The sequence below is a fragment of the Rhodococcoides kyotonense genome (assembly GCF_900188125.1).
GTDB lineage: Bacteria > Actinomycetota > Actinomycetes > Mycobacteriales > Mycobacteriaceae > Rhodococcoides > Rhodococcoides kyotonense.
On the sequence record NZ_FZOW01000007.1, the window covers coordinates 242,802 to 269,118 of the forward strand.

At 64.3% G+C, this 26,317-nt stretch carries 22 protein-coding genes and 2 pseudogenes; 17 read left to right on the forward strand and 7 right to left on the reverse strand.

From position 1 onward, the window contains the following. Window positions 1–86 precede the first annotated feature (86 nt). The 3 genes from CHB96_RS14055 (at window position 87) to CHB96_RS14065 (ending at window position 3,822) form a co-directional block, all read left to right on the forward strand. Entirely contained in the window at window positions 87–2,480 is a 2,394-nt protein-coding gene (locus CHB96_RS14055) for an ATP-dependent Clp protease ATP-binding subunit (RefSeq protein ID WP_089247168.1), read from the forward strand. A gap of 56 nt (window positions 2,481–2,536) precedes the next feature. Beyond that, window positions 2,537–2,824: an antibiotic biosynthesis monooxygenase family protein gene (locus CHB96_RS14060; protein ID WP_089247170.1), complete on the forward strand. Its 288-nt coding sequence runs from the start codon at window positions 2,537–2,539 to the stop codon at window positions 2,822–2,824. Between the two features lie 140 nt (window positions 2,825–2,964). Then, window positions 2,965–3,822, forward strand: coding sequence for an alpha/beta fold hydrolase (locus CHB96_RS14065; RefSeq protein ID WP_245865652.1), 858 nt, complete (start codon window positions 2,965–2,967; stop codon window positions 3,820–3,822). Here the strand turns inward: CHB96_RS14065 and CHB96_RS14070 are convergent. After that, window positions 3,791–5,167 (reverse strand): cytochrome P450, encoded by a 1,377-nt coding sequence (locus CHB96_RS14070; protein WP_089247174.1) that lies wholly within the window; start codon window positions 5,165–5,167, stop codon window positions 3,791–3,793. The two genes, CHB96_RS14065 and CHB96_RS14070, sit on opposite strands and share 32 nt — an antisense overlap. A gap of 84 nt (window positions 5,168–5,251) precedes the next feature. Here CHB96_RS14070 and CHB96_RS14075 point away from each other — a divergent pair, with 84 nt between their 5' ends. The 3 genes and pseudogenes from CHB96_RS14075 to CHB96_RS14080 all read left to right on the forward strand — a co-directional run bounded on the left by CHB96_RS14075 (window position 5,252) and on the right by CHB96_RS14080 (window position 6,264). Continuing rightward, the gene (locus tag CHB96_RS14075; RefSeq protein WP_176444293.1) at window positions 5,252–5,869 is read left to right on the forward strand and encodes a TetR/AcrR family transcriptional regulator; all 618 of its coding nucleotides are present in this window, start codon (window positions 5,252–5,254) and stop codon (window positions 5,867–5,869) included. Next, a pseudogene (locus CHB96_RS30295) lies at window positions 5,785–5,994 on the forward strand (DUF2256 domain-containing protein); the annotation flags it as partial. The gene CHB96_RS14075 and the pseudogene CHB96_RS30295, both read left to right, overlap by 85 nt. A gap of 15 nt (window positions 5,995–6,009) precedes the next feature. Beyond that, window positions 6,010–6,264: a DUF3253 domain-containing protein gene (locus tag CHB96_RS14080; protein WP_245865686.1), complete on the forward strand. Its 255-nt coding sequence runs from the start codon at window positions 6,010–6,012 to the stop codon at window positions 6,262–6,264. Here CHB96_RS14080 and CHB96_RS14085 read toward each other — a convergent pair. Beyond that, window positions 6,259–6,867: a TetR/AcrR family transcriptional regulator gene (locus CHB96_RS14085; RefSeq protein WP_089247180.1), complete on the reverse strand. Its 609-nt coding sequence runs from the start codon at window positions 6,865–6,867 to the stop codon at window positions 6,259–6,261. The two genes, CHB96_RS14080 and CHB96_RS14085, sit on opposite strands and share 6 nt — an antisense overlap. Before the next feature lie 127 nt (window positions 6,868–6,994). Between CHB96_RS14085 and CHB96_RS14090 the strand changes: the two genes are divergently transcribed. Then, the gene (locus tag CHB96_RS14090; RefSeq protein ID WP_089247182.1) at window positions 6,995–9,205 is read left to right on the forward strand and encodes an MMPL family transporter; all 2,211 of its coding nucleotides are present in this window, start codon (window positions 6,995–6,997) and stop codon (window positions 9,203–9,205) included. Window positions 9,206–9,262: 57 nt separating this feature from the next. Here CHB96_RS14090 and CHB96_RS14095 read toward each other — a convergent pair whose 3' ends face one another. Next, the gene (locus CHB96_RS14095; protein ID WP_089247184.1) at window positions 9,263–10,756 is read right to left on the reverse strand and encodes an acyl-CoA synthetase; all 1,494 of its coding nucleotides are present in this window, start codon (window positions 10,754–10,756) and stop codon (window positions 9,263–9,265) included. A gap of 120 nt (window positions 10,757–10,876) precedes the next feature. Here CHB96_RS14095 and CHB96_RS14100 point away from each other — a divergent pair, with 120 nt between their 5' ends. The 6 genes from CHB96_RS14100 (at window position 10,877) to CHB96_RS14125 (ending at window position 15,783) form a co-directional block, all read left to right on the forward strand. After that, complete coding sequence (locus CHB96_RS14100) at window positions 10,877–11,665, forward strand: helix-turn-helix transcriptional regulator (RefSeq protein WP_089247186.1); 789 nt, start codon at window positions 10,877–10,879, stop codon at window positions 11,663–11,665. Between the two features lie 86 nt (window positions 11,666–11,751). After that, on the forward strand, window positions 11,752–12,921 hold the full coding sequence (locus tag CHB96_RS14105) for an LLM class flavin-dependent oxidoreductase (RefSeq protein ID WP_089247344.1): 1,170 nt from the start codon (window positions 11,752–11,754) through the stop codon (window positions 12,919–12,921). 1 nt (window position 12,922) lies between these two features. Beyond that, window positions 12,923–13,339 carry an SRPBCC family protein gene (locus tag CHB96_RS14110; protein WP_089247188.1) on the forward strand — a complete coding sequence of 139 codons (417 nt, stop codon included), beginning with the start codon at window positions 12,923–12,925 and terminating at the stop codon, window positions 13,337–13,339. Next, window positions 13,336–13,668, forward strand: a complete 333-nt coding sequence (locus CHB96_RS14115) for a hypothetical protein (protein WP_089247190.1) — start codon at window positions 13,336–13,338, stop codon at window positions 13,666–13,668. The genes CHB96_RS14110 and CHB96_RS14115 overlap by 4 nt, the downstream gene beginning before the upstream one ends. A 109-nt stretch (window positions 13,669–13,777) precedes the next feature. Then, window positions 13,778–14,941, forward strand: a complete 1,164-nt coding sequence (locus tag CHB96_RS14120; protein WP_089247192.1) for a thiolase family protein — start codon at window positions 13,778–13,780, stop codon at window positions 14,939–14,941. A gap of 11 nt (window positions 14,942–14,952) precedes the next feature. Further along, the gene (locus CHB96_RS14125) at window positions 14,953–15,783 is read left to right on the forward strand and encodes an SDR family oxidoreductase (protein WP_089247194.1); all 831 of its coding nucleotides are present in this window, start codon (window positions 14,953–14,955) and stop codon (window positions 15,781–15,783) included. 2 nt (window positions 15,784–15,785) lie between these two features. Here CHB96_RS14125 and CHB96_RS14130 read toward each other — a convergent pair whose 3' ends face one another. Further along, window positions 15,786–16,652, reverse strand: coding sequence for a TetR-type transcription factor C-terminal domain-containing protein (locus CHB96_RS14130; protein ID WP_089247196.1), 867 nt, complete (start codon window positions 16,650–16,652; stop codon window positions 15,786–15,788). A gap of 68 nt (window positions 16,653–16,720) precedes the next feature. Between CHB96_RS14130 and CHB96_RS14135 the strand changes: the two genes are divergently transcribed. Continuing rightward, window positions 16,721–17,482, forward strand: a complete 762-nt coding sequence (locus CHB96_RS14135) for a 3-hydroxyacyl-CoA dehydrogenase (RefSeq protein ID WP_089247198.1) — start codon at window positions 16,721–16,723, stop codon at window positions 17,480–17,482. Then, a complete protein-coding gene (locus CHB96_RS14140) occupies window positions 17,479–18,237 on the forward strand; it encodes an enoyl-CoA hydratase/isomerase family protein (RefSeq protein WP_089247200.1) in 759 nt (252 codons plus the stop codon). The genes CHB96_RS14135 and CHB96_RS14140 overlap by 4 nt, the downstream gene beginning before the upstream one ends. Here CHB96_RS14140 and CHB96_RS14145 read toward each other — a convergent pair. Further along, on the reverse strand, window positions 18,234–19,487 hold the full coding sequence (locus tag CHB96_RS14145; protein ID WP_245865654.1) for a glycoside hydrolase family 183 protein: 1,254 nt from the start codon (window positions 19,485–19,487) through the stop codon (window positions 18,234–18,236). The genes CHB96_RS14140 and CHB96_RS14145 overlap by 4 nt on opposite strands. A 152-nt stretch (window positions 19,488–19,639) precedes the next feature. On the opposite strand from CHB96_RS14145, the gene CHB96_RS14150 reads away from it, so the two are divergent. Then, entirely contained in the window at window positions 19,640–20,482 is an 843-nt protein-coding gene (locus CHB96_RS14150; RefSeq protein WP_245865657.1) for an ABC transporter substrate-binding protein, read from the forward strand. A 65-nt stretch (window positions 20,483–20,547) separates the two neighbouring features. Beyond that, a complete protein-coding gene (locus CHB96_RS14155; RefSeq protein ID WP_089247204.1) occupies window positions 20,548–21,879 on the forward strand; it encodes a diacylglycerol/lipid kinase family protein in 1,332 nt (443 codons plus the stop codon). Here CHB96_RS14155 and CHB96_RS14160 read toward each other — a convergent pair. Beyond that, window positions 21,854–23,542 carry a SulP family inorganic anion transporter gene (locus CHB96_RS14160; RefSeq protein WP_089247206.1) on the reverse strand — a complete coding sequence of 563 codons (1,689 nt, stop codon included), beginning with the start codon at window positions 23,540–23,542 and terminating at the stop codon, window positions 21,854–21,856. The two genes, CHB96_RS14155 and CHB96_RS14160, sit on opposite strands and share 26 nt — an antisense overlap. Before the next feature lie 16 nt (window positions 23,543–23,558). After that, a pseudogene (locus CHB96_RS14165) lies at window positions 23,559–26,311 on the reverse strand (cation-translocating P-type ATPase). Window positions 26,312–26,317: the final 6 nt, after the last annotated feature.

Below are 26,317 nucleotides of genomic sequence, written 5' to 3' on the forward strand. Positions count from 1 at the left end.
AAAAAGTTTCTGTCGGCGGGAATTGATACGGTGTCGAGCACGTTAGTTGAGTCTAGAACGCTCAAGCTTCACGTAGGAGGAAACGAATGCCGGCATACCTGGGACCCGAAGGCCCTCGTCGCATCGATATCAGCCGTCTGATGAGCAGGTCCACCCAGTCGCTCATCGCCGACGCAGCCACGTTCGCTGCCACGCGCGGAGACGCTGAACTGGATGCGTTGCACGTATTGCACGTAATGGCGCAGAACGATCCCACCAGCAGCCTCATGCAACGTGCAGGTGCCCAGACCACTGCCGTCGTCGATGCGGTGGAACTGCGGCTCCCGCAAGGAGGCGGCTCCGTGAGCGCGACTGCGTTGAGCAGCACCCTCAAGACCGCGATCCTCGAGGCGCATCACATCGCGCAGACACTCGGATCCACATACATCGACCCCGAACACCTGTTCCTGGCGTTTGCCGCCGATCAGGAGCACATCGCCGGCCGCCTGCTCGCGGACGAGGGCATCACCCCAGAGGGTCTGCAAACAGCGCTGAAGGGCGAATCGGTCGTGACCTCCGAGACCCCGACGCTGGACAAGTACGGCGTCGATCTAACCCAGCGCGCCCGCGAGGGTGGTGTCGACCCTGTCATCGGTCGCGCCGACGAGATCCAGCAGACCATCGAGATACTGTCGCGTCGCACCAAGAACAACCCGGTGCTGGTCGGTGAGGCTGGTGTCGGCAAGACGGCCGTGGTCGAAGGTCTCGCGCAGCGGATCGTCGATGGTGACGTGCCCGATCGACTGCAGGGCAAGCGCATCGTGCAGCTGGATCTGTCGTCGATGATCGCCGGGACTCGCTACCGCGGTGACTTCGAAGAGCGGCTGACCAAGGTGATCGACGAGATCTCCGAGCACAAGGACGAGTTGATCGTCTTCATCGACGAGGTCCACACCATCGCCGGCGCAGGCGGCGGTGCCGAGGGCGCAATGGATGCGGGAAACATCCTCAAGCCCAAGCTCGCTCGCGGGGAGCTGCACATCGTCGGCGCTACCACTCTCGACGAGTACCGCACCAACATCGAGAAGGACCCCGCTCTCGAGCGTCGGTTCCAGCCTGTCACGGTGCCCGAACCGAGCGTCGACGACGCCAAGGCGATTCTCACCGGGCTGCGTAGTCGGTACGAAGAGCACCACGGCGTTCGCTACACCGACGAGGCGATCGCGGCTGCCGTCGAGCTGTCCGATCGCTACATCGGTGATCGGTTCCTCCCCGACAAGGCGATCGACCTGATCGACCAAGCGGGTGCACGTAAGCAATTGGCTCGACCGGCCGTAGATGCTGCCGCCGTCGAAAAGCAGCTCGCTGCATTGGAAGTCGAGAAGGAACAGGCTGTCACGCAGGAAAACTACGAGCGCGCGTCGCAGATTCGCGACGAGGCATCGAGTCTGCAGGCCCGACTGAACGGGACATCCGACGAGGAAGCACCAGAGGTGTCCGCGGAGGACATCGCCGATGTGGTTTCACGTGCAACCGGTATTCCCGCCAGCCAGATGACGCAGGAGGAGAAGGAACGACTGCGTCGCCTCGAGGCGGAATTGCACGAACGCGTCGTCGGGCAGGACGAGGCCGTGAAGGCCATCTCCCGCGCGGTGCGGCGCAGTCGAACCGGCATGAGCGATCCCGACCGACCCGTCGGCAGCTTCCTGTTCCTCGGACCGACCGGTGTCGGCAAGACCGAACTCGCAAAGGCGTTGGCGGCCTCACTGTTCGGGGACGAGAAGAAGATGCTGCGGCTCGACATGAGCGAGTTCGGTGAACGACACACCGTCAGCCGGCTCGTCGGTGCACCTCCCGGGTACGTCGGATACGGCGAGGCGGGTCAGCTGACCGAACAGGTTCGACGCAACCCGTATTCGGTCGTCTTGCTCGACGAGATCGAGAAGGCACATCCCGACGTGTTCGACACGCTGCTGCAGGTGCTCGACGACGGCAGGCTGACCGACGGCCAGGGCCGCACGGTCAACTTCCGGAACACGGTGGTGATCATGACCAGCAACCTGGGCTCGGACATCATCTCCAGCAAGTCCGGCGGAACAGGATTCAATACCGGTGCCTTGGACGAGAAGCCGCTCCGCGCACGGGTACTGGGCAGGTTGCGCGAGGCCATGCGTCCGGAGTTCCTCAACCGCATCGACGAGATCGTGGTCTTCCGCAAGCTCGACACCGAGCAGCTGCATCGGATCACCTCAGCGATGTTGCAGGACAGCCGGGAGCGCTTGTCGGCCAAGGGCATCGACATCACGTTCAGTGATTCTGCTGTCGACTGGTTGGCACAGAACGGTCACCAGCCCGAGTTCGGGGCACGGCCGTTGCGTCGCTCGATCCAGCGCGCACTCGACGATCGCATCGCCGACCTGCTGCTCGACGACATCCTCGTCGAGGGAGGCACAGTGTCCGTCGACGTCGCAGACGACGAGCTGGCGTTGAACGTCGCCTAGTACGAAGCAAAGCCGCCCTGTATTGCTGCAGGGCGGCTTTGTCGCATACTGAGGCAATGATCCTGGAACATGCGCTGCTGCACGTAATACCCGCGCAGACCGATGAATTCGAAGCGATCTTCGCACAGGCGAAGTCGATCATCTCGTCGATGCCTGGGTTCCGGAGCGTCCGACTGTCGCGTGGAATCGAACAGCCGAGCGTCTATCTACTCCTGGTCGAATGGGACACACTCGAGGACCACACCGAAAGATTCCGAGGGTCGGCGGAGTACCAGCAGTGGAAGGCGCTGCTACATCACTTCTACGCCCCGTTTCCGGTCGTAGAACATTTCGAACCCGTGTGATGACTGAACACCGGGCAACTCCGTTTGCCGACGGATTATTCGTTTGCGCACCAGGACCGGTGAGCAAACGAATAACCCGTCGGCAAACGCAGCTCACGCTATCTTCGACTACGCCCCCCTCAGCGTCGAAGGAGACCACCGTGGCAGATACGTCGTCGTACATCTCGAAGCAGGACCAGCTGGAGATCAGCACCCACACCTGGCCCGCGCCGAATGCACGGGGTGTCGTCCAGATCGCGCACGGTCTCGCCGAGCACGGCAGTCGGTACGCGCGGTTCGCGTCGGCGCTGAACGACGCGGGGTTCCACGTCGTCGCGTCCGATCACCGTGGACACGGGTCGACGATCACCGACTCACCGGGAGACCTCGGCGAGATCGGTTTCCCAGCTTTGTGGGCCGATATCGAACAGCTCGGCGAGGCCCTGTTAAACGACTACCCGGACCTCCCCCTGTTCCTGTTCGCACATTCGATGGGATCGTTTGCGGCGCAGCATGTTCTGGTGGAACGTTCGGACCTGTACGCAGGTGTGGTGCTGTCGGGATCGTCGGCCCTCGATGTCCTCGCCGCAGGCATGGCCGACGCCCCGGCCGGTGATTTGAGCGTCTTCAACAGCGCGTTCGAGCACCGTACCGGCTACGAGTGGCTCTCCCGCGACGAGGCCGAGGTGGACGCTTATGTCGCCGATGCCTTGTGCGGTTTCGACCTGCCCGCAGCAACCGTGCCGGCGTTGTTCACGGAGGCCGAGAAGCTCGCGGACCCGCACAAGTTGGAGGAGATTCGCTCCGACCTGCCGCTGCTGATCGCGTCGGGATCCGATGATCCTCTCGCCGGCGGGGGCCAGCTCGTCGAACAGCTCGGTTCGCGGTACCGCGAGGCAGGACTCAGCGACGTCACCGTGAAGATCTACGACGGTGCGCGGCACGAGATCCTCAACGAGACCAACCGAGACGAGGTCACCGCGGACATCATCGGTTGGCTCGCCGATCGCTTGATCTGAGCCGGAGGTTCACTGGCTGCCCGTCCTCCGGGAAGGGCAGCGACGTGAAATTCAGCGGCGCAACATAATTCGACGCCACGGTCCAGTCGAACTTGCGCAACAGATGATGCATGATGGTCTTGATCTCGGCTCCCGCGAAGAACATGCCGATGCACTTGTGCACACCTCCCCCGAACGGTTCCCACGCATAGCGGTGCACCTTGTCCTCGCGGCGTTCTGCGGAGAACCGCTCGGGGTCGAACGTCTCGGGATCGGGCCAGTATTGCGACATGTGGTGAGTGAAGTGTGGAGCGACCGACGCATACGTCCCCGCGGGAACGTATTTGCCCTGTACCTCGGTATCTTTCACTGCTCGACGCGCCACGACGGGCGTCGGCGATACCAACCTCAGGCACTCCTTCATCACCAGGTCGACGCAGACCAGCTCGTCCAGTTGCGTCAGTGTCGGTGCGTCGGTATCGAGCGTCAGTACTTCGGACCGGCAACGCTCACGCCACTCCGGATGCTGCCCGAGGTACTGCATCATCGTCGACAGCGTGATCGTCGACGTGTCATGGGCAGCCATGAGCAGAAAGATCATATGGTCGATCACTTCGTCGTCGGTGAAGCGATGACCGTCCTCGGATTCGATGTGGCACAACACCGAGAACATGTCGTCGGTTTCGGACGCTCTCCTGGCAGGCAGGTAGCGGCGGAAGAACGTGTCGAGCACTGCCCGTCCGTCGAGTCCGCGCTTCCACCTCGTCCCGGGGACGCGGTATCGGACGATCGACGTCGCAGCCTGCACACACGCGACGAAACTGGCGTTGACGACATCGATTTCGGCGTCGGAGCTTCCTTCCGCACCGCCCATGAAGATGTTCGTCGCGACGTCGAGAGTGAGTGACTTGAGCGCGGGATAGACGCGAAAATCCGACGACGTATCCCACTCGTCCAGACCTGTTGCAACCACGGGATTCAGCGCATCGACAGACCGCGCGATGCGGTCGCGGGTGAACGCTTGCTGCATGATCCGACGGTGACGTAGGTGCTCGGCGTCGTCCAACAGCATGAGACCGCCGTGGAAGAACGGCCCGATCAGCAACGACCATCCGTCACCGTTCGCGAAAGCCTTGTCCTTGTTCTGCAACACCTCCTGGCACGCGTCGGGACCGAGCACCGTGATCCACCGCTGACCGGCCACCGTCATCCACGACACGTCGCCGTACTTCTCCCACCGGCGACGGAACAAATCCAGCGGATCACGCATGTACTCGAGCGAATGCCCGACGAGCGGCAGTCCTCCGTCGCCGTACACGCCATCGAGATGCGAATTCGCAGGTGGAGCGGCCAGTACCCGTGCCATCGGAACCCTCCTCAAATCTGACAGGGCATCATGTCAGATAACTGTAGTCTGCGTCACACCGAAGGTTTCTGTCAATATCTAGACATGACCCCCACCACCCGTCGATACGCAGGTATGAGCGCCGACGACCGTGCAGCCGATCGGAGATCGCGGTTGCTCGAAGCAGCGCTGGAGGTGTTCGCCTCAGCGGGGGCAAGTGGTGCGACGATGACGTCGATCTGCGCACGAGCCAATCTCACCGAGCGGTACTTCTACGAAAGCTTCAGCAGCAGAGACGAATTGCTGCGGCACATCGTCGACTCCGTGTCCGACGACATCAGGAATGCTGCCCTCGAGGCACTGCGTTCACCCGCCGATACCGTCGAAAGCCGGGTTCGCGCAGCGATCACCGCCTTCGTCACGGTGCTCACGGACGACCCCCGAAAAGGTCGCGTCGCGATGATCGAATCCCTGGCGGTCGACTCGCTGCGGCGACACCGTCGAGAATCGCTGCGTCAATTCGCGCGACTCGTGGCAGATCAGGCACACGAACTGTACGGCGACGACGCATGGCCCGAGCCTCAGGCCGAGATCAACGGCCTGCTGTTCACCGGAGGCCTCGCCGAGCTGGTCGTCGCATGGCTGAACGACGAGCTCGATGTGACTCCCCGGCAGATCATCGAGTCCGCAACCCACCAGTTCATCTCGACGGCACATCGCTGACGCCAGCTACTGTGGACGAAGTGGCCCATGCACCCGACAAGACCTGCGCTTCCTGCGGCCGACGCATCGAGTGGCGCAAGAAGTGGGAGCGGAACTGGGATGACATCAGATACTGCAGCGACGCGTGCAGGCGCCGCAAGGTGAGTGCGTCGGATCGCGCTTTGGAGAACAAAATTCGCGAGCTGCTCGACGCCCGATCACGCGATGCGACCATCTGCCCGTCGGACGTCGCGCGGGCGATGTCCGACGACAACTGGCGCGAACTGATGGAGCCCGTACGTAAAGCGGCCCGCCGCATGGTCGACGCGGGCGAAGTCGAGATCACTCAGAAGGGTTCGGTGGTCGATCCGTCGACTGCCAAGGGTCCCATCAGGATTCGCTGGACACGCTCATAGCCGAGGGAACGGCGGCGGATTCGACACCAACTGCTGCGTCACCGTTTTCAAATCCTCGACGGCCCGGGCAGCTGCAGCATCGCTGTCGCCTATGTCGCTCAATGTCCCTTTCTCGCCGACCAGTTCGAGCACCATCGACGCCATTCGGGCCGCTGCCCTGCAATAGAGATCGTCCGGCGATCTCCCGAGCCGTTCGGCAATCGCCTCTCCGAGGAGCCGACGCTCGGCGACGTACTGCTCCAGGAGACGCGTCTGCAACGACGGAGTCGTCAGCATCACCTTCTCGATCTGCGCAATACGATCGGTGCCGGCACGCGGCGCGACGAGCAATGCCCGAACAGCGTGCCCCAAGGCCAGGTCCAGCGGCTCGTCCGCAGGACGTGCGCGCAACTCTTCGGCCATCTGCCCGTTGAACTCCAGCGGGCCGATGACGAGAAGGTCTTTGCTCGGGTAGTAGCGGTACAACGTGGTGGTGCCGACCTCTGCCTTCGCAGCGATGTCTTCCATGGTCGTCTTCTCGTAACCGCGGTCGAGAAACAACGAGAACGCCGCGTCGAGAATCAGCTCACGCGTCTGAGCAGCATGCACCTCACGTAACCCCATGCCAGCAATGTAGCAGCCGCCTCCTTAACGGTAGTGACTACCGTCACGGATCCGAAACTGGTAGTAACTACCAAGTAGGTTTACTCTTCACTATCAGGTCATACTTCCGCGACGAAAGGCTTCACCGATGGCATGGCAACTGTTCAGGCTGGGGCGCTGGTCCTTCCTGCATCGCAAGCTCGTCGCAGGGGTGTGGGTACTTCTGCTGATCCTCGGAGTTCTGGGTGCAGCAACACTCGACAGCAAGACCAGCGACTCGTTCGAACTCCAGGGCATCGAGTCCACCGAGGCGTTCACGCTGATCTCCGATCGCAGCGGTGAGTCCGCCGACGGAGCAACGGCCCGCATCGTGTTCGAGGCACCCGAAGGTGGGACCCTCACCGATCCGCAGAATCAGGCAGCAGTCGCCGAGGCTCTCACCGCGGCCCGAACCGAGCACGTCACATCGGTCTCCGACCCGTTCACCACCGGCACCGTGTCCGAGAACGGCCGCGCCGCCTATGCCACGGTCTCCTACGACACCCCCGCCATCGATCTCACCGACGCCGACCGAAATGCCCTCGACGACGCCAAGGCCTCCGGCCAGGACGCAGGCTTGACCGTCGCCGTGGGTGGTGACGCCGTCACCGCGGTCGGCGAAGTCCCGATCGGTGAGTTGATCGGCATCGGCGTCGCAGTCGTCGTCCTTGCTATCACGTTCGGATCCCTCGTCGCCGCCGGAATGCCCCTGCTCACCGCACTCATCGGTGTGGGCATCGGAATCCTCGGCATCACCGTCACAGGCGCATTCTTCGAATTGAGCTCCACCACTTCGGCTCTCGGCACGATGCTCGGGTTGGCCGTCGGCATCGACTACGCGTTGTTCATCATGTCTCGCTACCAAAGCGAAGCGCGGCAGGGCCATTCGCTCGAAGAAGCCGCGGGCAAAGCCGTCGGCACCGCGGGTTCCGCGGTCATCTTCGCCGGCCTCACCGTCATCATCGCGCTCGCGGGACTGTCGGTGTGCGGCATCGGATTTCTCACGCAGATGGGCATCGGCGGTGCCTTCATGGTGCTCATCGCCGTTCTCGTTGCCCTGACGCTTCTGCCCGCGATTCTCGGGTTCGCCGGCAAGAAAGTGCTCGGCGGAAAGATCAAGGGCCTGAAAACGATCGACCCTGAACACCCGCAGACGCGGACCAACGGCCGTCGCTGGGTCGAGGGCGTCAGCAAGTTCAAGTGGCCCGCGCTCGTCTCAGGCCTCCTCGTCGCCGCCGTGGTCTCGCTTCCCATCGCGTCGATGGAACTGGCCCTGCCCGACGACGGCGTCGCGCCCACCGGCAGCGACAACCGCGTCGCCTTCGACACCATCGCCGAGAACTTCGGGCCGGGAGCCAACGGGCCGCTCGTTGTCGTCGTCGACACACTGAACGCGGCGGACCCCGTTTCGGCAGTGAACACTGCCGTCGAACGCCTGCAGGGCATCGGCACCGACATCTCGGCCATCGTGCCGCCGGCGGCAGAGGTACTCGAACCTCAGCTCGCCGCAGTCGGATTCACCACTGTTCAGATCATTCCCGACAGCGCACCGTCGGACGCCGCAACCAAGGAACTGGTCGCGACGATTCGCGACACGATGTCGGATCTGCCCGCCGACACCGGCGCACGGGCACTCGTCACCGGCCAGACTGCCGTAGGCGTCGACATCGCGGACGAACTCACCAGCGTGTTCCCGCTGTACCTCGCCGTTGTCGTCGGACTTGCGTTCATACTGCTGATGCTGGTGTTCCGCTCGATCCTGGTACCACTCAAAGCAGCACTCGGATTCCTTCTGTCGGTGGGCATTTCGCTTGGCGCGACGGTCGCGGTGTTCCAGTGGGGTTGGCTCGCGAACCTCATCGGCGTCGACACCCAGACGCCTGTCGTGTTCATCCTGCCGCTACTGCTGACCGGCATCCTCTTCGGGCTGGCGATGGACTACGAGGTCTTCCTCGTCAGCCGAATGCGCGAATCCTACGTTCACGGTATGTCCGCGAAACAGGCCGTCATCGACGGATTCCAGCACAGTGCTCGCGTGGTCGTCGCCGCCGCGATCATCATGCTCGGCGTCTTCGCCGGCTTCGCGCTCACTGATCAGGCGATCATCAAATCCATCGGATTCGCCCTTGCCATAGGCATTCTCGCCGATGCCTTCCTCGTCCGCATGATGATCGTCCCAGCAGTGATGGTCATCGTCGGCGACAAGATGTGGTGGTTGCCCAAGTGGCTCGACCGCATCCTGCCCAACCTCGACATCGAAGGCGAGGGCTTGGCCGACAAGCTCACACCGCCACGGGAAAAAGCCGTCGCCAACGCCTGACCTCATGTGCACGAAAATACATAGAGGGCTATGTATTTTCGTGCACGTGGCGAAGCCCTAGCCGCGGAGCGCACGCTTCAGCAACTTCCCGCTCTGGTTGCGCGGGAGCTCGTCGACGAACGTGACGGTCTTTGGCACCTTGAACGGCGCGATCAGACCTTTGACGTGGTCGATCAGTACCTGTTCGGTCACGTCGGAAGTTCCGTCCTTCAGAACCACGACAGCGGTGACGGCTTCGATCCACTTGTCGTCGGGCGTTCCGATGACGGCGACCTCTGCGACTGCCGGATGGGTGTAGACGGCGTCCTCGACCTCGCGCGACGCGACCAGGATGCCGCCGGTGTTGATGACGTCCTTGATCCGATCGACGACGGTGATGAACCCTTCGGCATCGCGAGTGACGAGGTCACCGGAATGAAACCAGCCGTCCTGGAACGCATCTGCCGTCGCCTCGGGCTTGTCCCAGTACCCGTCGCACAGTTGAGGTGAGCGGTAGAGCACCTCCCCTGGTTCGCCGTCGGGAACGTCGTGGCCGTTCGCGTCGACGACACGAGTCTCGACGAAGAACACCGCGCGGCCGCACGACGCGGGACGCTCCTCGTGCTCCTCCGGCTGCAATACCGTTGCCAGCGGGCCGATTTCGGATTGTCCGAAGCAGTTGTAGAAACCGAGATCCGGGTATCGCTCACGCAGTCGATTCAACACCGTGACCGGCATGATCGACGCCCCGTACTGCGCCTTGGTCAGCGACGACAGGTCACGGGTCTCGAGATCGGGATGGTTCGCGAGCGGCACCCATACCGTCGGTGCGAGAAACAGCGATCCGATCTTGTCCTCCTCGACGCGCCGCAGGATTTCCGGGACGTCGGGGCGTTTCATCAGATGCACTGTCGCACCGACGGACAGGTACGGCAGCGTGAACACATGCATGCCCGCGGAGTGGTACAACGGCATCGCGACCAGCGGGTTGTCGTCCTTCGTGAAACCGAGCGCGATGACCGACGACACATACTCTGCCACCAATGCACCGTGAGACATCATGGCGCCCTTGGGTTTCGACGTCGTACCCGACGTGTACAGCAACTGCGCGAGATCCCCCGACGCGGCCGCCGGCTCCAATTCTTCGGAGCTCTCGTCGCCACCCAGCAGATCGGGCAACGACAACACATGCTCGATCGGCAGTGACCCGCGGACGGAGTCGAGCGTCTCGGACAGATCCGGGTCGACCAGCACCGCACGCGAACCCGATTGCTCCACCAGATATTTCAGCTCGTCGCCGACCAATGCGTAGTTCACCGGCACGTGCACGAGCCCGGCTCGCGCGCACGCCAGGAAGCCGACGACATACGCGTCGGAGTTCACGCCGTAGGCGGCGATGCGGTCGCCCTTCGCCAATCCGAGTCCGAGAAGCCGGCGCGCGGCGCGGGTCACGGCGTCGTCGAGCTCGCGGTACGTGTGGCTGCGGCCGTCGAACGTGATCGCGGTTCGGGTCGGGAATCGTGCGGCAGATCGGCGCAGAACGCCGTCGACAGTGTTGGCTCGGGTGCTCATGAGCGGAGACTATCGTGTGGCTTCGCCACCCGTGCGTGAGTAGTTGGTCCAGGTTGTAACTTTGCGCGCACAGGTGGCGAAGCCGCCCGAACGAACGTCCGCATTGGCTACCATCGCGAGATGCGCTCATCGGTGCCCGAGGCCACCCCGTCGTGGCAGGACACGCTCTCCCCCGAGCATCTGCGTCGGATACTCGGGGTACTCGACGTGTGCCGCACATCCTCGGGCGGCACACGATTCAAAGAGAATCTGGTCGACGCGATCGCCACGATCTTCGACGTCCGGGACGTCACCTTCTTCTTCGGTGCCACCTACCCGACGGTGTTCGCCGACCCGGCTCCGCTGCTGACCGGGGCTGCCGAGCCGCTGCTGCACGAGTACCAGGAACGCTGGCGCGACAAGGACGTCTTCGCACTTCCGCAGGCCAGACGCACACTGACGGACGACGGTTTCGCGACGCTCGACGACCTCGCCCGTCTGCCTGTCCCGCAGAAGTCGTACGTCGAGGACTACCTGGCGCCGCACGGGATGGGGACCGCGTCGGCGATGCATCTGCGTTTCGCCGACGGCGAGGCACTGGTCGGGATGTTCGACCGTGAGCGGTACTGGAATGTCGGCGACCTGACGGCGATGCGCCTGCTCGCGGGCCATCTCCGTGCGAGCAGCAGGTCCGTCGTCATCGGCGAGGACATCACGATCGATCCACTCTCCGGTCTCACACCGCGTCAGATCGAGGTCGCCGAACTGATCAGCGACGGCCTGACCAACGCGCAGATCGCCGCCGAACTCACGCTCACCGAGATGACCGTCAAGAAATACGTGAGCAGGATCTTCGAGACCACCGGACTACGCAACCGCGCTGCACTCACTGCCTCGATGCTGCGTCGAAACGGGCTCGTCACCCACTGAGTTGTCCACTTTCGAGGACTGTCGAGGGATGTGGCGTGGGTCATACAGTCGCCGAGACCAATCCACTCGTCACACTTGGAGACCCGATGACGCGTCTGAAGTTCGGAACGTTTCTCGCCCCGATTCACACCCCAGGACAGAACCCGACGCTGCTGCTCCAGCGCGACCTCGAACTCGTCGAATACATCGAGAAGCTGGGCTTCGACGAGGCATGGTTCGGCGAACATCACTCGGCAGGCGCCGAGATCTACGCCTCTCCCGAGATCATGATCGCCGCGGCAGGTGAGCGCACCAGCCGCATCAAGCTGGGCACCGGTGTCACGTCGGTCAGCTACCACAACCCGCTGTGGGCGGCCGAGCGCATGGTCATGCTCGATCACCTGACTCAGGGCCGTGTGCTGTTCGGCCTCGGCCCCGGATCGCTTCCCACCGACGCCGCGATGCTCGGTCTGTCGCAGATCGACACGCGCGAACTGCTGGCCGAGAACGCCGACATCATCATGCGACTGCTGCGCGGCGAGACCGTCACCGCGAAGACCCGCACACACGAGCTGTTCGACGCGAAAATCCAGATGGCTCCGTACTCCGACCCACTGTTCGACGTCGTCGTCGCCGCAATCGCGTCGCCGACGGGCGCTCGCCTCGCCGGTAAGCACGGCATCGGACTGCTGTCCATCGCCGCAACTCTCACGGCCGACGGTTTCAGTGCGCTGCAACATCATTGGGGCATGCTCGAAGAATTCGCCGCGCAGGCGGGTCGATCCGACGAGGTCGACCGTTCGACGTGGCGTCTCGTCGGCCCGTTCCACATCGCCGAGACCGTCGAGCAGGCGTACAAGGACGTCGAGCACGGCATCGAGTACTGGTTCAACTACCTTCAGCACGTCGCCGCGTTCCCCCAGATGGACGTCCGCGGAACCAACAAGAAGGAAATGATCGACTTCATCAACACGTCGGGCATCGGTGTCATCGGCACCGCGGAGCAGGCACGCGCGCAGGTCCAGCGACTCGTCGACCAATCCGGCGGCTTCGGCACCCTGCTGGTTCAGGGCCACGACTGGGCCAACCCGCAGGCCACCAAGCGTTCCTACGAACTGTTCGCACAGGACGTCATGCCGTACTTCCAAGGACAAGCACAACCGATGCTCGACGCGGCGGCCCACGCTCAGTCGGTCCGTGAAGGCCAGGCCGACGAGCATCGCAAGGCCGTCGACCACATGACGCAGAAGTACAACGCCGAACTGGGAAGGGTCTGACATGGCGACGGTGTCGGTACGACAGGAGTTTCCGAACAGCCCATCCGCTCTGTGGTCGATCGTCGGCGATCCGGCGAGCGCCGCGTCGTGGATTCCGTCGCTGGGTTCGGCCACGATGGAAGGCGACGTCCGCCACGGCGTCTTCACCGACGGCAACCCGGTACGTGAACGAATCGTCGCGCACGACGACGAGAGCCGCACGTACACCTACGAATACATCGATGGACCGTTGCCGCTGGCGAAGTACGTTTCGACGATCAAGGTCGACGCCGCAGCATCCGGTTCCGTCGTCTCGTGGGATGCGGAGTTCACCGCGGCGGGCGACGACCCGGCAGCGCTCGAGAAGGATCTCGAAGCCGGCATCGGGGACATCTACCGTGCTGCGCTCGACGAGGCCGGGCGGTTGGCGCAGTCGTGAGCGACAGTCTGTCTTCGCTGTTCGTCAAGGTCACCGTCATGCATTCGACCAGTAATTGGTCCGAGACGCATCGCGATCTCGTCGACGTCCTGGGTCCGGCCATCTTCTCCGATGGCCGGGCCTGGGCCGCGTTCGGCGGGGTCAGCCTGTCCGACGAGTCGGGACCGGCGTGGTCGCTTCTCGCGAAGACGACCGATCTGGACGCGGTGGCCCGCGTTGCGGGGTCGCTGGGTTGGGAAGTCGGCACGCAGCAGCCCGGTGGGCATGAAACCCGGCTTCGACTCGTGTCACCTGCCGGGCTGACGGTGATTGCCTACGCTCCAGCCTAGCGTTCAGGAATTCTGAACAGCGTTTTCCCAGAAGCACCGTTGACTAGCAGCGTATCCATCTGGCAATGTCAGCATTAACCGAACGATCGTACGAACAAGGGAGCGCTGGGTGGGTACTGCAGTCATCGTCGACGTCATCCGAACGCCGTCGGGCAAGGGCAAGCCCGGAGGTGCACTGTCCGGCATCCATCCGGCGACCCTGCTCGCCGACCTGTTGCGCACGCTGGTCACCAAGCACGATCTCGATCCCGCCCTGATCGACGACGTCATCACCGGCTGCGTCACCCAGGCGGGCGAGCAGGCCGTCAACATCGGACGCACGGCCGTGTTGGCTGCGGGATTCCCCGAGTCGGTCCCGGCGACGACGATCGACCGTCAGTGCGGATCGAGCCAGCAGGCGGCAGCCTTTGCCGCACAAGGCGTCTCCGCGGGCGTCTACGACATCGTCATCGCATGTGGTGTCGAGTCGATGAGCCGCGCACCGATGTTCTCGAACGTGGGCGACAAGGATCCGTCCGTCGGCCCTCTGTCGACGCGCTACCCCGAGGGACTCGTGTCCCAGGGCATCGGAGCGGAATTGATCGCTGCGCGATGGAAATTCGACCGTGACCAACTGGACGACTACGCCGCTCGATCGCACCGCCTGGCCGCCGAAGCCTCGGATCGACTGCAGCAGGACCAGATCGTCCCGGTAGGAGACGCGGTTCTCGACGAAACCGTTCGCGCCTCGACCACCGCCGAGTCGTTATCCACGCTGAAGCCCGTCTTCCAGAATGCAGCTCTGGCAGAACGTTTCCCGGAGATCGACTGGTCCATCACGGCGGGCAACTCGTCACCGTTGACCGACGGCGCGTCGGCTGCTCTGATCATGAGCGAAGAGAAGGCGGCCGCGCTGGGGCTGACACCCCGTGCACGATTCCACAGCTTCGCCGTCGCAGGCAGCGATCCGCTTCTGATGCTGACCGGGCCGATTCCGGCTACCGAGAAGATCCTCGCGCGCAGCGGACTGACCCTCGACGACATCGACACCTACGAGGTCAACGAGGCCTTCGCGTCGGTGCCCCTGATGTGGCAGAGCCACTTCGACGCCGACCCAGCCCGCCTGAACCCGGCCGGCGGCGCCATCGCGCTCGGCCATCCTCTCGGTGCATCCGGCGGCAGGCTTCTCGCATCGATGCTCACGTATCTCGAAGCCACCGGCGGCAGGTACGGATTGCAGACCATGTGCGAAGGCGGCGGCATGGCCAACGCCACCATCATCGAACGAATCTAGAAGGAACAACCATGAGCGACAAGCGTTTCGACGGTCTGACGGCCGTCATGTCCGGCGGTAGCCGCGGTATCGGCCTCGCGATCGCGACGGAGCTCGCACGCGGTGGCGCCAACCTCGTCCTGTTGGCGAAGACCGACAACCCGGACCCGCGGCTACCCGGCACCATTCACACCGCGGTCGACGAGATCGAGCAGGCAGGCGGGAGAGCCGTCGGTGTCGTCGGCGACGTCCGCAACGACGACGACGTACAGCGCGCGGCACGCACGGCTGCCGAGGAGTTCGGTGGCATCGACATCTGCATCAACAACGCGAGCGTGTTGAATCTGGCCGGCACCGAGGATCTTCCGCTGAAGAGATTCGACCTCATCCAGCAGGTCAACGTCCGTGGCACGTTCGCGCTGACGCAGGCATGCCTGCCGTACCTGAAGAAGTCGTCGTCGGCGCACATTCTGACTCTGTCGCCGCCGCTGAACATGAGCGAGGAATGGCTCGGAAAGCACCCGGGCTACATGCTCGGAAAATACGGAATGACATTGCTGACCTTGAGTTTCGCGGCCGAGTTCCGTGAGTCCGACATCGCGGCCAACTGCCTGTGGCCCGAGACCACCATTGCCACGGCAGCGGTGAAGAACCTGCTCGGCGGCGAGGAAGGCACCGCGCACGCGCGTAGCCCGCAGATCATGGCCGACGCGGCCGCAGCGATCCTGTCGCACACGCCCGGTCGTCGCACCGGACAGACGATGATCGACGTCGACGTTCTGAACGAAGCCGGAGTGACGGACCTGAGCAGCTACGGCGGAACCGATCCACTCGACTACGACATCTTCGTCGACCCGCGCTGAAGTCAGGGTCGGTGTGCAACCAGGTCGAGGGCGAATCGCACGTATGCCGCGGCGATTTCCTCTGGCTGCTCGTCGCCCTGTGGGTTGTACCACTGGGCGACGGACACGCACATCGTCACGACGGCACGCGCGGCCTCGTGCGGGCGATTGGTTCCGAACAGGCCGAGGTCGACGCCGGACTGCACTTCGACGTCGACCATGCGCTGCAGCGCAACACGTTTCGCGGCGATCGCCGCGTGACTTCCGCCTTCGAGGCTGCGCATCTCGCTCGATCCGACGAAGCCCATGTCCTTGCGGTAGCTGTGGTAGAGCGTCAGGCTCTCGACGAGACGCGAGAACCGTTCGACGTGATCGTCCGGGTCGCACTCGTCACGGGCGGCAGTCGCGCGGCGAAGAAGGTCGGTCATCGTGAGGTCGAACAGCGCAACCAACATCGCCTGCTTGCTCGGGTAGTAGTGATAGAGCGCGGAGACACTCGACTCCGCTTGCTCGGCGATGTCGCGAATGGAGCAGCCGTGGTAACCCTTTCGGATGATGCAGGCGAGTGCCGCGCGCAGGACGACATCCATGGGAAGGTCGTCGAACTCGCGCCAGTGGCCCGGAGCAGTTCCGTCGTCACTGCCGCGTCGGGGTGCCACGCTCACCGAACCCGTCGCGAACAAGTCAGCGGGCGATACACCGAGCGCAGTGGCGATCTCGTGCAGCCGATCGACGCTCATCGTCGTGCGCCCCTTCTCGAGCGCGGTGATGGTCGCCGGACTCAGCTCGAGGCGTCGCGCAAGCTCGCGGAGCGACACACCCGTCGCCATGCGCACTTCGCGAACGCGCGCACCGATATGAACGCCTGGACTGTCAGCGACGGACGACATTTGTTCAGCGTAACGGAACGTGGTTGTTCGGCTCTACCGAACGACCAGGACTATCGAAAGAGGAGCACATGAAGATCGACAACACGGTCGCGCTGGTGACCGGCGGAGCCTCGGGACTGGGTCTCGCGACGACGCAGGCATTGGTGCGTGCAGGTGCGCACGTCGGCATCCTGGATCTGCCCAGTTCGCCCGGGCCTGCTGTGCAGGACGAACATCCCGGCGCCGTGACGTTCCTGCCCGGCGACGTCACGTCCACCGACGACGTGACGCGCGCGCTCGACGCGCTGGCCGAACGGGGCCCGCTGCGCATCGTCGTCAACTGCGCGGGCGTCGGACCTCCCGGAAAGGTTCTCGGCAAGAACGGACCATTGCCGATGGAGGACTTCGAACGCATCGTCAAGATCAACCTGTTCGGGACGTTCAACGTGATTCGCCTTGCCGCCGAACGCATCGCGGCAACCGACAGCGTCGACGGCGAACGAGGCGTCGTCGTCAATACCGCCTCGGTGGCGGCGTTCGACGGTCAGATCGGACAGCCCGCCTATGCCGCGTCGAAGGGTGGCATCGTCTCGATGGCGCTGCCCATCGCGCGCGAACTCGCTCGCCATCAGATCCGCGTCGCGACCATCGCACCGGGCATCTTCGATACGCCACTGCTGAAGACGCTGCCCGAGGATGCCCGGCAGTCCCTCGGTGCGCAGGTACCGCACCCGTCTCGTCTCGGTGACCCCGACGAGTTCGGCGCACTCGTGCAGCACATCGTCGAGAACGCGATGCTCAACGGCGAGGTCATCCGACTCGACGGTGCGATCCGGATGGCGCCACGATGACCGACGCCGTGCAGTACAGCGTTGCCGACGGCATCGCTCGCATCCACCTGAACCGGCCGAAGGCGTCGAACGCGCTGAATTCGGAGTTGGCCGACGGCTTCGAGCGCGCCGTGAACGATCTTGCAGCCGAGGAGAATGCGCGTGTTCTCGTCCTGTCGGGCGGGGGCAAGAACTTCTGCGCAGGCGGCGATGTGCGGCAGATGGCGGCCGCGTCGGACATGCCCGCGTTTCTCACCGACCTCGCCGGCACCATCCATCGCGCGCTGGTCGTGCTCGACGGAGTGCCGGTGCCCGTCGTTGCGGCAGTGCAGGGTTCGGCAGCAGGCGCCGGACTGGGTCTGGTCCTTGCCGCGGACTTCGTCGTGGCCGGTTCGTCGAGCACCTACACCGCGGCGTATTCGGCCGTCGGCCTCTCCCCGGACTGCGGTGTCTCGGCATTACTGCCCGGGGTCGTCGGACTGCGGCGTGCAGCGAAGATTCTGCTCGACGGGAAAGTCCTGACGGCCGACGAGGCCCTCGACTGGGGCCTCGTCTCGGAGGTCGTGCCCGACGACGACATCGTCTCGCGCGCAGACCAACTCGCGGGGCGGCTCGCGCGGGGAACATTCCCGGCCATCGGGCAGACGCGTCGGCTCATGCGGGCTGCGGGAACTCGGTCGTACGCCGACCACCTCGACGACGAGGCTGCGACCATTGCCAGGGTCAGCGAGTCTCACGACGCGGTCACCCGTATCGCGACATTCGCTGCGCGCTAACGCTTCAACGCATCGAGATTCGTTCGAAGCAACAGCACGTTGTAGTCGGACCAGCGAGAAGCGGTGAAGTACAAGTCTTTTCCGCTGGTCGTCGGGTGAATGTACGGCGCGTAGATCCCGCCCGAGGTGTTCCGTGCGTCGAGCACCGTCGTCGGCGCGCTCCACGGACCCTCGGGCTTCTCGGCCGTGCGAGCCACGATGGTTCGGTCGACTTCGTTGCCGTACAACATCACGTATCGCCCCAGGTAGTCGTTCCACGCCACCGACAGTTCGCTCACCGGTTCCTTGACGACCGAGACGGAGTCGGCGACTTCGCTCGACCACGGCTTGGCCGAGTCCTGCGTCGAGTATTCGTATTTCGACAGGTCGAGGATGTTCTCCGGCAGCACTCGGGATACGAACGCGGCGCCGAATCGTCCATTGGGCGTACCGAATTGGTAGATGTAGCCGTCCTCGCCTCGGGTCAAGGCGTTCATCTGGAACTTGCCGTTGCTCTCCTCGACCTGGTCGACACCTGGGATCGTCACGCCTGCATTGACGCGGATCGTCGCCGGTGCCGTCGCCCAGGTCTGCCCGTTGTCGTTCGAGACGGCGATGGCCGAGAAGTTGGTGACCCAGCGCCCGGGAGCGCCCCACTCTCGCACCGACATGTAGTTCATGTACTGCACACCGTCGATCGCGATGGCCGCCGTCGGAATCGTCGTGTCCTCGACCTTCGGAAGGCCGAGGCTCGGGATGACCTCGCTCGCGAAGCGCGGGGACGCGGCCTGCACGACCGCCCCGGAGTTGACGTCGCCCGGAATCGCGGGACCGACGGTGATGCCGTCGGCCAGATTGTCGTCGTTCGATCGCAGCAGCACATTGCTGCGCCACTGCTGACCGGTGACCGAGCAGTTGCCGAACGTGTCACCGAACGCCATGAGGGTCTGGCCTGCGCCGTTGTCCCAGCTGATGCCGAGGTCCGTTCCCGAGATGCCGAGGGCGTCGTACGTGTTGTTTGCGCTCTCCGGCCCGGTGATCCACGAGATCGACTGTGTGTTGCCGGTGTCGATGCGCGGTAGCGGCCCCTGCGGTCCGCGTGGGTCCCGCCCGTCACCGCTTCCCGACGACCCGAACAACGGTGACGATCCGGGCCCGCCGAGGCCGCCACACGGATCGGCGGAGGCGACGGGTGACGCAAGCACCGCGAGCCCACCGGCCATGAGGGTGAGTGCCGCGCCGAGCGCGATCTGTCGACGTCCTGTGCGCATACGTGTCCCCATCGGTCGTGTTACTCGTGTGACTGATGTGGTGAGTGTTACTGAAATCGACTGTTTGTGCAACAAATCGACCGCGCCAAACGTCGTTGCAGCCGAATGACATTGATGTGATTCGAGCCGATGTACAACGATACGATGGGTCGATGCAGCCGTCGAAAATCATGATCGTTCTCGTTGCTTCGGTGGCGTTCGTCGCTGGTTGCAGTAGCTCGGATCCCGAACCGGCGGCTCCCGACGAACTGCCCCAGTCGATCGTGTCGCTCAGCCCCACTGCAACGGAGACGCTGTTCGCCGTCGGCGCGGGTGATCAGGTGGTTGCCGTGGACAGTCAGTCCGACTACCCCACCGACGCTCCGAAGACGGATCTGTCCGCCTACACCCCCAGCCTCGAAGCGATCATCGGATACGAACCCGACCTCGTCATCGCATCCGACGACATCGACGGCCTGGTCGCCGGCCTCGCCCAGGCGGACATCCCGACGCTGCTGCTGCCCGCCGCCACGAGCATCGACGACGCGTACTCCCAGATCGAGAAGATCGCCGACGCAACCGGTCACGACGAGCAGGGCGACATGGTGGTCGCGGACATGAAGAAACGCATCGACGACGCCGTCGCGAGTGTCCCCGCCGAGCCGCAGACCTATTTCCACGAACTCGACTCGACGCTGTACACGGTGACCAGCACGAGCTTCGTCGGACAGATATACGGATTGTTCGGCCTGACCTCCATCGCCGACGGCTCCCCCGGCGGTGACTACCCGCAGATGTCGGACGAGGGCATCCTTGCTGCCGACCCCGACATCGTTTTCCTCGCCGACGCCCAATGCTGCGGCGTCACACCGGAATCCGTCGCCGCGCGTCCGGGATGGAGTGCGATCACGGCCGTGCGCGACGGGAAGGTCTTCGCGATGGACGAGGATCTGTCGAGCCGCTGGGGTCCACGCGTCGCCGACCAGGTGGAGGCTGTGGCAGCGGTTCTTCGGTAGTCCAGTCATGAGCCCGACCACGGACATACGATGAAGTGTCGTCCTGCTGGGGAGGGGGTGCGCACATGCGGTCCACTGATGACGAGCCTGCTCGGCGCTGGTGGGCGCGCGGGGCATTCGCGAGTGCTGTCGGCGCCGGAGTGGTGCCGGTGTTCTTCGCGGGACTGTGGCGTACCACCGCGTTACTCGTCGTCGTACTCGTCGGCGTCGTGGTCATCGTGGCGTGTCTGTATTGGTTCTTGACCCGGCGTGGTGCGCTCCGGTGGATGGCCCTGGGTATCGCAGTTCTCGCGCCGATCGTCGTGGTCGCGTTGTTCGTTCGCGCCGACCTGTTGTGGGTCGTGCTGGCGTCGTACCTGCTGTCGGCGGCAGCTGTCGTCTGCGCCCGCGTCGCGCTGCGCTCACGACAGGACGAGACGGCCATGCCCGAATATCCTGCGCGACGACCCGAGCGCCCCTTCGTGATCATGAATCCGCACTCCGGTGGTGGCAAGGTCGCGAAGTACGACCTGAAACGCAAGGCGGAGGAACTGGGCGCCGAGGTGGTGCTGCTGGACGGACCTGCCATCGTCGACGTCACCGAGTTGGCCCAGCACGCCGTCGCACACGGGGCTGATCTGTTGGGCGTCGCAGGTGGCGACGGGACTCAAGCACTCGTCGCGGCGGTCGCGGCCGAGCACGACGTGCCGTTTCTCGTCATCAGTGCCGGAACCCGGAACCATTTCGCGATGGATCTCGGACTCGACCGCACCGATCCGACGCTGTCCCTGAACGCACTGCGCGACGGAGTCGAGCTACACGTCGACCTCGGAACGATCAACGGCCGACCGTTCGTCAACAACGCCTCGTTCGGTGTGTACGCCGAAATCGTGCGTGACCCCGCGTACCGGGACGACAAGGCCGCGACCGTACTCGCACAGCTCCCGGAACTTCTCTCGGGACATACCGGGCCTCGGCTGGTGGCTCACATCGACGACGTGGTCGTCTCCGAACCGCACGCAGTTCTGGTGAGCAACAACGCCTATGGCTCGAGCGACCTGGCCGGGCTCAACCGCCGCGATCGGCTGGACCGCGGCGAACTCGGAGCAGTCACCCTGTCGGTCGCCAACACTCGACAAGCGGTCGGACTGCTGCGCCGCAACCTCTCTCGCGGTGCGACACAGGCGACTGCGGCGGAGGTGATCGTCGACGCCGACACTCCGGAAATCCCCGTAGGTGTCGACGGCGAATCCCTGATGCTCCCGACTCCGGTCCGATGCACGATCCATCCGCGCGCGTTACGCGTGCAGGTTCCGCGAACCAGGCCCGGCGTTCGGCCGTCGGCTCCAGTGTTCGATTGGGTTCGGTTGTGGACCTTGGCTTTCCGCGACGTCAACTCCGAGCTCGAAAGGCGCTGACCGCGGACTCCACCGTCGGATAGAAGTGCGAGGAACCGAACCGGTCCCCCACGCCGAATCTGATCAACTTGTCCTTGATCGGGCCCTTCATCTCCGCGAACACCAACCGGATGCCATTGCCGTCGAGATACGTGTCGAGGTCGACCAATTCGTCGACTGCGGTGGTGTCGAGCCCCGTGATCGGCTCAGCTGCCACGATCACCCACAGGACCGGGTCCGGGGCCGCCGCGACCACAGAGCGAACGTATCCGTCGAAGATCTCGCCGTTGGCGAAGAAAAGAGGAGCGTCGAATCGCGCGATGACCAGGCCAGGTATTCGATGCCCGTCGGGATGTCGTTCGATGTCGTGGAACCCCGGGCGGTCCGAGGTCTCGACGAGTTCGGTGCGGTACGGCTGCCACGCCCGGGCTACCACCGCCACGAAGGACGATCCGATCGCGACGAGGATGCCCTGCAGCACACCCACCAGCGCGACACCGAGGAATGCTGCTGCGGCGAGCAAGAATTCGACGGTACTCATGCGCCACATCCGGACCAGGCCCTTCACGTCCACCAAGGCCATGGCGGCGACGATCACCACGGCTCCGAGCGTCGCGTCGGGTAGGTACGCGGTCACTCCCGGCGCGAGTAGGACGAAGGCGAGTACGGCGAGCGCCCCGACGACGCAGGCCAATTGTGTTCTGGCACCGCTCTGTTCGGCCACCGGCGTACGGGATCCACTGGCGGAGATAGGGAATCCGCCGAAAATTCCGCCGGCGATGTTCGCTACCCCGACCGCCTTCATCTCGGTACTGCCGTTCACGTTCTCGCCGTGCCGCGCGGCGAAGGTCCGAGACAGAACGCCGGTGTCCGCAAATGCAATCAGCGCGATACCGGCCGCAGGACCGACGAGAGAGCCCACGTCACCCCAGTCCACACCGCCGAACGACGGCAGCGGCAGACCAGCAGGCAATGCACCGACCATGCCGATGACGTCGGTGAGTCCTGCAGCGGCAGAGACGATCATGGCTCCGACCACCGCCACGAGAACGCCCGGGATTCGGGGCACCCACATGCGGAACCCGAGAATGACGACGAGCGACCCGATGCCCACCGCGGCCGCGACCGGATCGATGTCCCCCTGGAACACAGCCCGTCCGATCTCGCCGATTTCTCCGATGAGATTCGGCGCGTCGACGGAGAACCCGAGCAGCTTGGGCAGTTGGCCGACCACGACGATGAGCGCGATCGCGTTCAGATAACCGAGGCGAATCGGTTTCGACAGTAGTTCGGTGACGAAGCCCAAGCGCAGGAACCCGCCCACGAGCAGTATCAGACCGACCAGCACACCCAGGATGCCCGCCAGTGCGAGCGCGCTCTCCGGGTCGTCGGTCAGAGCCAGCGGCAGCACGGCCGCGGCGATGAGCGGCGCGAGCGACGAATCCGGCCCGAGAACGAGAATTTTCGACGGCCCGACCACTGCGTAGGCGAGCAGCGGAACGATCGTCGCATACAGCCCTGCGTAGGCGGGGAGCCCTGCCGCTTCCGCATATCCCATCCCGGCGGGGATGAGCAGCGCGGTGAGAACGAGTCCGGCAATGACGTCGGGACGTAGCCATTCTCGGCGGTACGCGCGGACCGTCGCGATTCCCGGCAACCGGGTGAGTCCAGCGGTCCAGGTCATGGGTTTGTAGACGCGGTCACTGCGCGCGCTGCGGGGCCACTGTGGCTATCGGCGCGGTCGGGGCACTCGGTACCGAGTGGAGTCGACGTCGTACCGCTTTGTCCGCCTCGACGACCACCGGCACGATCAGCGACCACCCGATGCAGGCGAGCCACTGCCCGCCGGTCAACGACGTGGTCATCAGCAGGTCCTGCAGGAAACCGGCCTCGACCGCGAAGACCGTGACGACGAGAGGAATCGACAAGATCTTCAGGGCCGTGAGAATCGGTGACGTCAGGCCGGATTCAGGATCGCGGCGCATGACCAGGCCCGCGAAGATCGAACCCAACGACAGCACGACGAAGGCCATCGTCATCGGAACGCTCGCCTCGGTCGTACTCATGTCCCCCGGCGCGAGAAGCATCGCCGCGAGCGTGACGGCGAACTGCAGGACCCCGTATACCGACCACTGCACGAAGGCCGTCCTGTTGGTGATCGGCATCGCCGGATCCCGCGGTGGCTTGTTCATCAGGCCGGGCGGAGGTGGATCGGACATGATGACGGCAACGGGGAACAACGTAATGAGAAGTGTTGGAACAGCACCATCAGTGGAGTCAGTGCGACCCCGTCGTTGATGTCGAAGATACTTGCGACGAGAAAGAGCAGCACCAACGAGAACAGCTTCGCCATCTGATAGCGAATATAGGACACGATCTTGTCGTAGATGTTGCGGCCCAGACGAATTGCGGTGATCAGAGTGCCGAAGTTGTCGTCGGTGAGGATCATCTTGCCCGCCTGCTTGGTCACCTCGCTGCCCGATCCCATGGCGACACCGATGTCGGCCTTCTTCAACGCGGCCGCGTCGTTGACGGCGTCACCGGTCATCGCCACGACATCGCCGTTCTTCTGCATGATGCCTGCCAGCCGGAGCTTGTCCTGCGGCGTCACCCGGCCGAAGACGTGCAGGTTCGGCAGGGCCTTGGTCAGTTCGTCGTCGTTCATGGCCTGGAGTTCGGGGCCGCCGATCGCACCGGGGCCCAGCCCGAGCTCGGCGCCGATCGCGGACGCCGTGATCGCATGGTCGCCGGTGATCATCCGCACCTCGATACCCGCGGCATGAGCGGTGTGGACGGCATCGATCGCTTCCGCGCGCAGCGGGTCGATGATTCCGACCATGCCCACGAACGTCAGATCCTGCACGAGCGACATCGGGTCGGCCTGTGCTGCGTCCTCCTGCCCGTCGAGACGGCGAGCGGCGAAGGCCAGCACCCGCAGGCCCTTCTCGGACAGTTCGCGGTTGGCAGCGTCCACCTCGGCGCGGACGTCGTCGAGCGGTACCTGTCGACGGTCCGCGACGAACGCCGTTGTGCATCGGTCCAACACGACGTCGGGACCGCCTTTGACGAGTTCGACGAACTGCACTCCCCCGTCGATGTGCAGATGGTGGAACGTGGCCATGAACTTGTACGCGGAATCGAACGGCACTTCGGCGACGCGCGGGTACGTTCGCCGTGTCAGAGGCGCGTCGACGCCGACCTTGGCGGCCAGCACGATCAGCGCCGCTTCGGTGGGATCGCCGACGACGTCCCCGCTGTCGGACACGGTGGCGTCGCTGTCCAGGCACAGCCCGTAGGCGAGCAGCGTGAAATCGGGGACGGTGTCGCCCGCGACCTGCGTGATCCTGCCCGTCTTGCTGTAGCCCTCACCGCCGACGGCGTACCAACGTCCATGGAAATACAGGGACCTCACGGTCATCTGGTTCATCGTCAGCGTGCCGGTCTTGTCGGAATTGATCGCGCTCGTGGCGCCGAGGGTCTCGACGTCCGTGAGATTCTTGACGACGGCTTTGGCGTCGGCGAGCTGTCTCGCTCCGTACGCCAGCATCGCTTGCACGAACGTCGGTAGGCCGGTCGGGATGGCGGATATTCCCATCGAGATTCCCAGTAGCAGAACCGTCGAGAGAGTCTGTCCGCGAACGACTCCCAGTACGACGATGATGGCGACGGCCGTCCACGCGATGATGCCGAGAATCTTGGTGAGCGAGTTCAGTTCTCGTTGGAGTGGGGACTTGCTCGGCTCGACTGCGGACAGCATCGACGCGATCTGCCCCATCTGCGTCCGCATTCCGGTCTCGGTGACGACCATCGTGGCAGTTCCCCTGGTCACGGACGTGTTCTGAAAGACCATGTTGCTGCGGTCGCCGAGCGGTACCTTGGCGTCGTCGAGCGTTCGTGGGTCCTTGGGTACCGGTGCGCTTTCGCCTGTCAGCGCGGCCTCCTGGGTCTCGAGGGTCGCGGAGGCCAGCAGCCTGCCGTCGGCGGGGACGATGTCGCCTGCCTCGAGATGAACGATGTCACCCGGAACGAGATCCGTAGCTGCGAACTGGACAAGGGTGCCGTCGCGTGTGACCCGCACCTGCGGCGTCTGCATCTTCGCGAGGGCGTCGACGCTGGCGCGTGCCTTCAGTTCCTGTTGTGTTCCCAGCACGACGTTGAGCACGACGAGTCCGGCGACGATGATCGCCGTCGGCACCTCGCCGATGACGATGCTGACCACTGCCACCGCGATCAGCATCAGATTCATCAGGTCCTGAAGCTGACGGAGCGCAAGAACCCAGATCGACGGCGCAGGCTCCGACGCTATCTCGTTGGGGCCGTGCTTCTTTCGCCGCTCGTCTGCCTCACCTGTGGACAGGCCGGAATCCGGGTCGCCGGCCATCGCGGCGATCACGGCCGGGGCGCTCTGCGCGTGCCAGTCCGTCTGCGTCGTCGACACTTCAGTGGACACCATCACCGT